Genomic DNA, 10,078 nt, shown 5'->3' with positions numbered 1-10,078 from the left:
CGCCTCGAGGTCCAGGGCAAGAAGGACCAGAAGCTGCAGAAGCGCCTCAAGAGCGAGCTCGAGTGGGTCCGGTCGGGCGCCAAGGCCCGCCAGACCAAGTCCAAGGCGCGCCTCTCGAAGTACGAGGAGATGGCCGCCGAGGCGGAGAAGAACCGCAAGCTCGACTTCGAGGAGATCCAGATCCCGACCCCGCCGCGCCTCGGCAACGTGGTCGTGGAGGCCAAGGATCTCGAGAAGGGCTTCGATGGGCGCGTGCTCATCAAGGACCTCTCCTTCACGCTGCCGCGTAACGGCATCGTCGGCGTTATCGGCCCGAACGGCGTGGGTAAGACCACGCTGTTCAAGACCATCGTCGGGCTCGAGGAGCCGGACGCCGGTTCGGTCCGCGTGGGCGAGACGGTCAAGCTGAGCTACGTCGACCAGAACCGCGCGAACATCGACCCCGAGAAGAACGTCTGGGAGGTCGTCTCCGACGGCCTCGACTACATCGAGGTCGGCCAGAACGAGATGCCTTCGCGCGCCTACGTCTCGGCCTTCGGATTCAAGGGCCCGGACCAGCAGAAGAAGGCCGGCGTCCTCTCGGGCGGCGAGCGCAACCGCCTCAACCTCGCGCTCACGCTCAAGGAGGGCGGCAATCTCATCCTCCTCGACGAGCCGACAAATGACCTCGACGTCGAGACGCTGAGCTCGCTCGAGAACGCGCTCACCGAGTTCCCGGGCTGCGCCGTCGTGATCTCCCACGACCGCTGGTTCCTCGACCGGACGTGTACCCACATCCTCGCGTGGGAGGGCAACGTCGCCGAGGGCCAGTGGTACTGGTACGAGGGCAACTTCGAGGGCTACGAGGAGAACAAGGTCGAGCGCCTCGGACAGGACGCCGCCCGTCCGCACCGGGTGACCCACCGCCGGCTCACGCGCGACTAGTTCGCGGCGTATCGGGGGAAAACAGCGTCCCGGTACACAGCGCCCCCGCTCTCTGTTTTCGCAGAGGGAGGGGGCGTTTGTGTTGCGGTGACTCAGAGTCCGGCGACTCAGCGCGCGGCCACTGCCTCGGGCTCGTCGGAGTCGGCGACCATGAGGACCTCGTCGAAGGGCTCGGCGCCGGAGAGCACGGCGTCGACACGCTGCTTGTCCAGGGTGTCCGTCCACGCGCCGATCACGAGCGCGGCGACGGCATTGCCGGAGAAGTTCGTGATCGCGCGGGCCTCGGACATGAACCGGTCGATACCGACGATGAGCCCGACGCCGTCGAGCATTTCGGGGCGATGAGCCTGGAGGCCGCCGGCGAGGGTGGCGAGCCCGGCGCCGCTCACGCCGGCCGCGCCCTTCGAGGCGATGATCATGAAGACGAGGAGCGAGAGCTGCTCGGGAAGCGACAGCGGGTCGCCCAAGGCGTCGGCGATGAAGATCGACGCCATCGTCAGGTAGATCGCGGTGCCGTCGAGGTTGAACGAGTAGCCGGTCGGAACGACGACGCCCACCGTGGTCTTCTCGACGCCGAGGTGCTCCATCTTCGCGATGAGGCGGGGGAGCGCGGACTCCGAGGACGACGTGGCGAAGATGAGCAGGTACTCGCGGGCGAGATAGCGGACGAGCGAGAAGATCGAGGTGCCGGCGATCGTGCGGAGCACGGTGCCGAGCACGCCGAACACGAAGATCGCGCACGTGAGGTAGAAGCCGAGCATGAGGAGCAGCAGCTGCCCGACGGCGGACCAGCCGGTCTGCCCGACGACGTTGGCGATGGCGCCGAACGCGCCGATCGGCGCCACCCAGAGCACCATGCTGAGGACCTTGAACACGAGCTTCTGCAGGTGCGAAATGACCGTGATGATCTTCTCGCCGGTCGAGCCCATGCCCTGCACGGCGAAGCCGACGAGGAGCGCGACGAAGAGCGCCTGGAGCACGCTGCCGCTTGTTACCGAGGAGAACAGCGAGTCCGGAATGATCGACTGAATGAAGTCGGACATGCCGCCGGATTCGTGCGCCTTGTCGGCGAGCTCGAGCCCCTTCCCGCTCGTGGCCTGGATGTCGAGGCCGTCTCCCGGCTTGATGAGGTTGCCGACGAGCAGTCCGATGGCCAGGGCGAACGTCGACATGACGAGGAAGTACACGAACGCGAGGCCGCCGACCTTGCCGACCGTCACCGCATTGCGCACCGAACCGATGCCGAGCACGATCGTGCAGAAGATCACCGGCCCGATCATCATGGTGATGAGCTTGATGAAAAGAGTGCCGAGGATGCCGAGGTCCTTGCCGACCCCCGGCGCGACGATTCCCACCGCGACGCCGGCGATCACCGCGACGATCACCGCGATGTAGAGCCAATGCGTTTTGTCGCGCTTCCGTGCTCTGGTGGGAGTATTGGGCGTCTCCATCGATTCCAGCCTTTCGTCCGTCCGCGCCGCGGACGGAGAGAGCCCGGGGCGATGTTCCACCAAACATGGTGTATCCAGACAGTGACCAAGGTCACTATTGAGTTCATTTCGTTCACGCGATTATCGAAGCGGAAGTGAGAAGGGGCGGGTAGTGGGATCACCGTCGAAACGAAACAGGCTCCGTGGCCGTTTCTCACAGAGCGCCCTCGCGAGCCAGGCCGCACTGGGAATCGTCGCGCTAGTCGCAGTCCTCGTGGTCGCGGCGGGCGCGCTCGCCGCTGCCGAAGCCCGCTCGGAGGGGATGGACGCGGCGCGCGACAAGGTCACCGGGATCGCCGTGTCGCTCGCCGATTCCCCGTCCACGGCCGAAGCGCTGGCCGGCCCCTCACCGAGCGCGACGCTCCAGCCGGTCACCGAAAGGGTCCGCCGCGCGGCCGGCGTCGATTTCATCACCATCATGTCGCCGGACGGCATCCGCTATACGCACACCTACCCGGAGAAGATCGGGGAGCGGTACATCGGAACCACCGAAGGCGCGCTCCGCGGCGAGATCACCACCGAGGTCTACGTGGGAACGCTCGGCGCCACCGAGCGCGCGATCGTCCCCGTGCGCGACTCCGACGGCCGGATCGTCGGGATGGTGGCGGTCGGGGTCACCATCGAGGGGCTCACGCGCAGCTGGATCGGCCGCATCGCTGCCATCGCGCTCGTCGGCCTCCTCGCGCTAGTCGCCGCGGCCGCCGGCGGTTGGTGGATACGCCGCCGCATCCTCCGCGCCACGGGCGGCCTCCCGCCGCGGGAGTTGCGGCTCATGTACGAGCACCATGACGCCGTGCTCCACGCCATCAGGGAGGGCGTGATCGTCGTCTCCGGCGGACGCCCCGTCCTGCTCAACGACGAGGCCCGCAGGCTTCTCGGTGGGGATGACGACGAAGGTATAGACCCCGAGAATCCCGCCCTAGCCGGCGACTTCCTCGCCGGGGACGGCCCGATGCGCGACGTTCTCGTGGCGCACGGCGGCCGCGTGCTCCTCGCCAACAGCGCGCGGTTCGACGCCGGGGGGACGCGGAGCTCCGCCGTCATTACCCTGCGTGACCAGACCGAGCTCTCGGCCGCACTGGGGGAGCTCGATGCGCTGCGGCAGTTCTCGGAGGCCCTGCGTTCGCAGGCGCACGAATCGGCGAATCGACTCCACACGGTCGTCGCGCTCTACGAAATGGGGCGCGGGGAGGAGGCGGCGCGGATCGCCACCGCGGACCTCGCGCCCGCGCAGGAACTCGTCGACCGGCTAGGCGAGACGATCGACGAGCCCGCGCTTGTCGCGCTGCTGCTCGGGAAGGCGGCGCAGGCATCGGAACGTGGGATCGAGCTGGGGGTCACCGAGGAGTCCTCCTACGATCCGCCGGGGCCATTGGGGGCCGCGGAGCTCGTGACCGTGCTCGGAAACCTCGTGGACAATGCACTCGATGCGTGCGATCCGGGGGATCCTTGGGTCGAGGTCACCGTGGCCGATTCGCCCGAGGCGCTAGGTATCGTGGTCGCCGACAGCGGCCCCGGCCTCGACCCCGCGGATTTCGAGCGCGCGCAGGAGCGGGGCTTTTCGACCAAGGCGGGCGGCGACGCGGCCGGACGCGGGCTCGGGCTCGCGCTCGTCGCGCAGGTCGTGCGCCGCCACGGCGGCACTCTGCGGGCCGAGCGGACGTACGGATCGGTCGTCGAAGTGCGGATCCCGCGAGGCAGCGAATACGGCGCCGAATACGTCGGCAGCGAAAGCGAGGTGCAACCACGATGATCCGGGTGCTCATCGTCGAGGACGAGCCGCTCATCGCGGAGGCACACGCCGGGTACCTCGAGCGCCTGGGCGGTTTCGAGGTGTTCGCGAGCGCCCACACGGCGCGCGCCGCCCTTGCCGCCCTCGCGGATGCCGAGGCGGAGGATGCGCCCGTCTCGCTGGTCCTCCTCGACCTTGGTCTCCCCGATTCGCCGGGCCTCGAGCTCGCCGCCCGCATGTCGAGGTTGCCCAATCCGCCCGACGTCGTGGCGATCACGGCGCAGCGGGATCTCGCCACCGTGCGCAGCGCGCTCGGCCACGGCGTACTGCTCTACCTCCTCAAGCCGTTCACCTTCGCCGCCTTCCGCGACAAGCTCGAGCGCTACGTCCACTACCGCGAGGCGCTCGGCACGGCCGAGGACGCGGTGAGTCAGCGCGAAGTCGACCTCGCGCTCGCCGAGCTTCGCACGGTGGACATCCGCGCGAGCGCGCGCAAGGGTGCCGCTCCCGGCACAGAGGACGCCGTCGCGCGGGCGGTTCGGGACCGCGAGGGCGGGCTCACCGCCTCGGAGGTGGCCGGGGAGATCGGCAGCTCACGGGTCACGGCGTGGCGCTACCTCGAGCGACTCGCGGACGACGGCACGGTCCGGCGCACCACGGAGTACGGATCGGCGGGCAGACCACACGTGCGCTACCAATGGCGCCGCGCGGGCGAGGGCCGGCGGTAGGCTGGCATGGATGGGCTGGCGTGGATACGCGGTAGCGAAAAGCGCAGGATCCGAGACGAAAGCGGGGCACCATGCCGGGAGAGATCTTCGAGACGACCGTGCCACTCCGTTGGTCGGACCAGGATCTCAACCACCACGTCAACCACGCGCGAATCGTCACCCTCCTCGAGGAATCCCGCATCCCCTGGCTGTTCTTCCCCGGGCTGCCCACCGAATTGCTCGGCCTCGGCGCGGTGATGACCGATATCGCCGTCCACTACCGCGGGCAGGTGATGCACGCGCCGGGGCCCGTGCGTGTACGCATGTGGGTCACCGAGCTGAAGGCCGCGCAGTTCACCTCCTCCTACGAGCTCCGCAATGCCGATACCCCGGACTCCGCGCCGGCGGAAGTCACCTCGGAGTGCTCGATCGCGGCGTTCGATCTCGGCACGCAGCGCCCGCGCCGGCTCACGAAGGGCGAGCGAGACTACCTCCGCCGCTTCCTCGCCACCGAGGCCCGCTGATGGGCTGGATCGACGTCCCCGCCGAAAACGACCGGCGCGATCTCGAGGCGCTCGTGCGCCGCCTCACCGCGATGGACGAGGCTTCGGCCATGCGCATCGTCGCTGCGGGCGGCGCCCTCCGCATCTGGGCGCGCACGCCGTTCGGTCCCCTTGCGACGCGGGTCGTGGTGGGCACCGCGGACGCCGCGGATCAGGTGGTCGTCGCCGGCGTCCTGTCGCAGTCCATTTCCGCCTCTGACGGCGGACGCCGCATCGACCTCGGCTTCCCCAACCCGTCTGCCTGGCAGGGGATGCTGCCGCCGTCCGGCGGCTTCGAGGCGGTCGAGATGATCGGCGCGCAGGAGATCCTCGATCTCGCCGAAAAGGGTCGCGGCGTGGCCGCCGACGAGTCCGGGCCGCTCGGCATCGCGCCGTCCCTGCTCGAGCAGGAGGTCATCGCCGTGGGCGGGGAGGATGCCTCACGACTCGGGGTCGAGATGCGTCTGATCTTCGCGCTCACCGGCCTGGGCTTCGTCCCGTCCCGCGGCGGGACCGCTCCGGCAGGGGAGCGCGTGCGCGTCGCATCGCGCGGCCCCTGGATCCGGCTCGACGCGAGGTACGGGAGCGTATTCCATCGCCCCGAGTCCCTGCCGCTCGACGTTGTCTGATGAGGGGCGCCAGATGAGGAAGGCCAGATGAGAAAGGCCGAGAATCCCCGACTCGGGATCCGACCCGGCGGGGTAGGGGTTCGGGCGGATGGCGCGATGGACTGGGTGGAGGGGACGTCCGGCGTCATCCGCTTCGAGGCCGAGAGGCGGGCGGAGGGCAACACCACAGGGCTCCTCGTGCGCGGCGAATCCGCCGACGCGCTCCGCGCGCTGCTCGACGGCGAACTGCCGGTGCCCGAAGACTCGGGACTGCGCGGCGCCGTCCAGGCTGTGTACATCGACCCGCCTTACAACACCGGAGGGGCGTTCGCCGACTACTCGGACAAGGTCGACCACGAGCTGTGGCTCGGGATGCTGCGTGAGCGGCTGCACCTGCTGCGCGAGGCGCTCACCGCGTCGGGAACGCTATGGCTGCACATCGACGACTCGGAGATGGCGTACGCGAAAGTGCTGCTCGACGAGGTCTTCGGGCGCGAGAATCTCGTGAGCGCGATCGTCGTCGAGAACAATCCCAAGGGGAGGCAGCTGGGTAAGTTCTTCGCGGGCTCTCACGATCATCTGCTGGTCTACGCGCGCGATATCCGCACCGTGCGGCTCGAGCCAGCGAGCGCGGAGGCGGTGAATCCCGCGGACTTCCCGAAGAGCGACGAGCGCGGCCCGTATCGCCTGCTGCCGCTGCGCAATACGAACAAGAAGTTCCACCCGGGCTCGGTGCCGACCATGCACTACGGGCTGTGGGCCGACGGCGCCACGGGGCGGGTCGCGGCCGATCCGTTCGAGGGCGCGATCGAGGTCTTCCCCGTGTTCGGCGACGGGAGTTCGGCGGTGTGGAGGTGGTCGGCAGCGCTGGTGCGCGAGCGCGCCGACGAGCTGCTCGCCCGCGTCGTGCGGGGGCGAGGCGGGGAGCGTCTCGACGTGTTCCAAGTCGATCGCCTGCACGGGGAGCGGAAAAAGAAGCTGCGGAGCATCTGGAGCGCAGCGGAGGTGGGCTCGTCGGACTCGGCGAAGGCCGAGCTCAAGAAAGTCCTGCCCGGCCGGCAGATCTTCGCCACGCCCAAACCCGAGCCGCTACTGCGCCGCGTGCTCGAGGCCGCGACCGAGCCCGGGGAACTGGTGCTCGATTGCTTCGCGGGATCCGGCACGACGCCGGTTGTCGCAGAGCGGATGGGGCGTCGGTGGATCGCCGTCGAGCTGTCCTCGGCGACGGTCGACGCGCACCTCCTGCCACGACTCGAGCACGAGGGCGCGCGGTTCGAGGTGTGGCGCGAGACTAGCCTGGCGCGTTGACCATGAACTCGGCGGCGTGGTGGAAATAGTCGAGCAGGGCGGCGCGGTGCTCGTCGTCGAGGGTCTGCCGGTCGACGGTCGCGACAGCCTCTTCCATGATCGACAGCCACGCATCGCGCGCCTTCGAGTCGACCACGAAGGGCGCGTGCCGCATACGCAGGCGCGGGTGGCCGCGCTGCTCGGAATACGTGCCGGGTCCGCCCCAGTACTGCTCGAGGAACATGCGAAAGCGTTCCTCCGCGCCGTCCATGTCGTCCTGCGGGTACATCGGCGCGAGGATCTCGTCGCTCGGGACACGCGCGTAGAACTCGTGGACGATCTTGCGAAACGTCTCGTGCCCGCCGACCTCGTCGTAAAAGCTCATGGGTCCATTGTGCGGTCCCCCGCGGCGGCGCGGTCCGCAGGGGGTAAGCGGTTGGGTTGTGCATCGCAGCGGAATCCCGTCGCTTCACGCGGAATTCACCCCGGCGCAACGAGGCGCGGGGAAAAAATTGGTGCGGCCTTCGGCGCGATGTGGTGTGCTGACGGAGGCCGTACCGGCCACGAGCTGAAGAACCCTCATGCAGAGGAGCCTGGACGTGGGCAGCAAGGGAAAAGGTGCGAAAAAGGAACGAAGACCGGGCAACCGGGAAGACGCTGCGGATTCCGCTGCGCGCAGCCCCGACATCCCCCGTGCGCCCGCGCCCCGCGTCCTCCTGCTCAACGCCGGCTATGAGGCGCTCACCGCACTCACCGCCCGCCGGGCCGTCGTGATGCTCCTGCGCGGCAAGGCGGACGTGGTCCACGAGGACCCCGATCCGTTCCTCGTCCGCTCGGAAAAGGAAAAGGTCGCCGTCCCCTCGGTGATCCGCCTGCGCGAGTACGTGCACATCCCGTACCGCGCGAAGGTCCCGATGACCCGCGCGGCGCTAATGCACCGCGACGGGCGCCGCTGTGGCTACTGCGGGGTCCGCGCCACCACCATCGACCACGTGGTGCCGCGCAGCCGGGGAGGCGGGCACGCCTGGGAGAACTGCGTGGCATGCTGCGAGAGCTGCAACCGCAGGAAGGCCGACAAGCTCCTCTCCGAGCTCGGCTGGGAACTACGCCATGCGCTCGAGGCGCCACGCGGGACCACGTGGCGCCTCGTCTCGACACTCCGCGAGATGGGCCCGCACTGGGAGGAGTACCTGGCGGCCTAGCTCGCTACTCCGAATCGATCTTCTCGAATCGGCCTACTCCGAATCGGCCTCCCGAGCCGCGAGGGCGCGGCGCAGGTCGTCGGTCTTCTCGCCGATGGTCCTGCGCAGCGCCGCAGGCCGCTTCTCGTCGGCGGCGACGGCCTCGTACTCCGCGATCGTCTCGGCGTCGATGCTCCAGGCGGGGAAGAGCATCTCGGCGGTGGTCAGAGCGATCTCGCCGGGGCGGGCCGTCCACAGCTCGTCGATCGTCTCGAGGTACGCATCGGCGACGCCGGCGAGAAGGTGCTCGTGGCCGGGGAACGCTAGGCCCGCGAGGCTCGCGCGCAGAAGCGCGTTGCTCGGCGCCTCGGAACCGGTGGTGCGAACGTACCCGACGACCTGGGCCTTTGCCGCAGTATCGGGCCGCGACGCCCGCGCAGTCGCCGCCCGGCGCGCGCCGGAGGCCGTGTTGTCTCGCTGGAGCTCGGAGTCGATGTCCTCGGCATCGGAGAGGCCGGCGGCGACGAGAGAGGTGAGCACCGTCCAGCGGAGGTCCGTATCGACCTCGAGGCCGCCCAGGCCGAGCGTCGCGGGATCGACTCCGTCGAGGAGGTCGCGCATGAGCGACTTGTCGTCGGCTCGCAGCGGCGCCTCGGCGAATGCCGTGAAGAACGCGAGCTGGTGGTCCGAGCCCGGCTCGGCCTCCTGCGCGTGCCGCAGCAGCGCCGCGGAGAACTGCGGCCAGCCCTGTGCCGCGGCCCAGTCCGGATCGGCGTACCGGGCGAGCGCGGTGTGCGCCTGACCGAGGACCTTCTGCACGACGCCGATATGCGATTCTGCGCCGATGGCCCGTGAGACCACATCGACGAAGCGACGGGCGGGGAGCTCGGCTCCGCGGGTCATCTCCCATAGAGCCGACCACACGAGCGTGCGCGCGAGCGAGTCGGAGACGTTCTCCACGTTCTGCAGCGCGAACTCGAGCGAGGATTCGTCGAGCTTCGCGGCGCAGTACGTGAGGTCGGAGTCGTTGACCAGTACCAGGTCGCCGGCACCGGCGCCGCGCAGCTCCTCGACCGTGGTGCGCTCGCCCGTGACGTCGAGCTCCGCGTAATCGGAGCGGACGACCTTGCCGTCCTCTCCGAGCTTGTAGATCCCCACGCCGAGGCGGTGCATGCGGAGTTCCCCGGCGCCGGGTGCTGCGCCGCCCTGTACGAGCACGAGGTCCGAGATGGTGCCGTCATCGGCGCGCGAGACCTCGGCCTTGAACGAGTTGATCCCGGTGGTCCGGAGCCACGCATCCGACCAGTCGGAGAGATCGCGCCCACTCGAGGCCTCGAGGGCCGAGACGAGGTCCGCGAAGCTGGCATTGGCGAAGGCGTGATCGCGGAAGTACTGGCGGAGCCCGGAGAGGAAGGGCTCGAGCCCGACGTAGGCGACGAGCTGCTTGAGTACCGATGCGCCCTTGGCGTACGTGATCCCGTCGAAGTTCCGCTCGACCGCCTCGAGGTCGACCATGTCCGCGGCGACCGGGTGGGTCGAGGGGAGCTGGTCCTGGCGATAGGCCCACGACTTCTCGACGTTGGCGAACGTGGTCCATGCCTCCTTGT

At 69.1% G+C, this 10,078-nt stretch carries 10 protein-coding genes; 7 read left to right on the top strand and 3 right to left on the bottom strand.

The window, feature by feature from the left end; all coding sequences use genetic code 11:
* On the top strand, nucleotides 1–924 hold a 924-nt coding region (locus V7E05_RS12300), incomplete at its 5' end, for an ATP-binding cassette domain-containing protein (protein ID WP_333619936.1).
* Nucleotides 925–1,031: 107 nt separating this feature from the next.
* Here the strand turns inward: V7E05_RS12300 and V7E05_RS12295 are convergent.
* Complete coding sequence (locus V7E05_RS12295; RefSeq protein WP_333619935.1) at nucleotides 1,032–2,375, bottom strand: cation:dicarboxylate symporter family transporter; 1,344 nt, start codon at nucleotides 2,373–2,375, stop codon at nucleotides 1,032–1,034.
* A gap of 151 nt (nucleotides 2,376–2,526) precedes the next feature.
* Between V7E05_RS12295 and V7E05_RS12290 the strand changes: the two genes are divergently transcribed.
* The 5 genes from V7E05_RS12290 to V7E05_RS12270 all read left to right on the top strand — a co-directional run bounded on the left by V7E05_RS12290 (nucleotide 2,527) and on the right by V7E05_RS12270 (nucleotide 7,311).
* Nucleotides 2,527–4,167, top strand: coding sequence for a sensor histidine kinase (locus tag V7E05_RS12290; protein WP_442891675.1), 1,641 nt, complete (start codon nucleotides 2,527–2,529; stop codon nucleotides 4,165–4,167).
* Nucleotides 4,164–4,874 (top strand): response regulator, encoded by a 711-nt coding sequence (locus V7E05_RS12285; protein ID WP_333619934.1) that lies wholly within the window; start codon nucleotides 4,164–4,166, stop codon nucleotides 4,872–4,874. The genes V7E05_RS12290 and V7E05_RS12285 overlap by 4 nt, the downstream gene beginning before the upstream one ends.
* A 71-nt stretch (nucleotides 4,875–4,945) precedes the next feature.
* Nucleotides 4,946–5,377, top strand: a complete 432-nt coding sequence (locus V7E05_RS12280) for an acyl-CoA thioesterase (RefSeq protein WP_333619933.1) — start codon at nucleotides 4,946–4,948, stop codon at nucleotides 5,375–5,377.
* Complete coding sequence (locus V7E05_RS12275) at nucleotides 5,377–6,024, top strand: hypothetical protein (protein ID WP_333619932.1); 648 nt, start codon at nucleotides 5,377–5,379, stop codon at nucleotides 6,022–6,024. Before V7E05_RS12280 ends, V7E05_RS12275 begins: the two co-directional genes overlap by 1 nt.
* Nucleotides 6,025–6,120: 96 nt before the next feature.
* A complete protein-coding gene (locus V7E05_RS12270; RefSeq protein WP_333619931.1) occupies nucleotides 6,121–7,311 on the top strand; it encodes a site-specific DNA-methyltransferase in 1,191 nt (396 codons plus the stop codon).
* Here V7E05_RS12270 and V7E05_RS12265 read toward each other — a convergent pair.
* Nucleotides 7,295–7,675: a globin gene (locus V7E05_RS12265; protein WP_333619930.1), complete on the bottom strand. Its 381-nt coding sequence runs from the start codon at nucleotides 7,673–7,675 to the stop codon at nucleotides 7,295–7,297. The two genes, V7E05_RS12270 and V7E05_RS12265, sit on opposite strands and share 17 nt — an antisense overlap.
* 196 nt (nucleotides 7,676–7,871) lie before the next feature.
* Here V7E05_RS12265 and V7E05_RS12260 point away from each other — a divergent pair, with 196 nt between their 5' ends.
* Nucleotides 7,872–8,492, top strand: coding sequence for an HNH endonuclease (locus tag V7E05_RS12260; protein ID WP_442891674.1), 621 nt, complete (start codon nucleotides 7,872–7,874; stop codon nucleotides 8,490–8,492).
* 33 nt (nucleotides 8,493–8,525) lie between these two features.
* On the opposite strand, the gene V7E05_RS12255 is transcribed toward V7E05_RS12260, so the two are convergent.
* The coding region (locus V7E05_RS12255; protein ID WP_333619929.1) for an ERAP1-like C-terminal domain-containing protein at nucleotides 8,526–10,078 on the bottom strand (1,553 nt) is incomplete at its 5' end.

It is taken from the genome of Dietzia sp. (assembly GCF_036741115.1).
GTDB lineage: Bacteria > Actinomycetota > Actinomycetes > Mycobacteriales > Mycobacteriaceae > Dietzia.
Note: the sequence above shows the minus strand (reverse complement) of the source record. Positions and strands in the feature narration are given on the sequence as shown.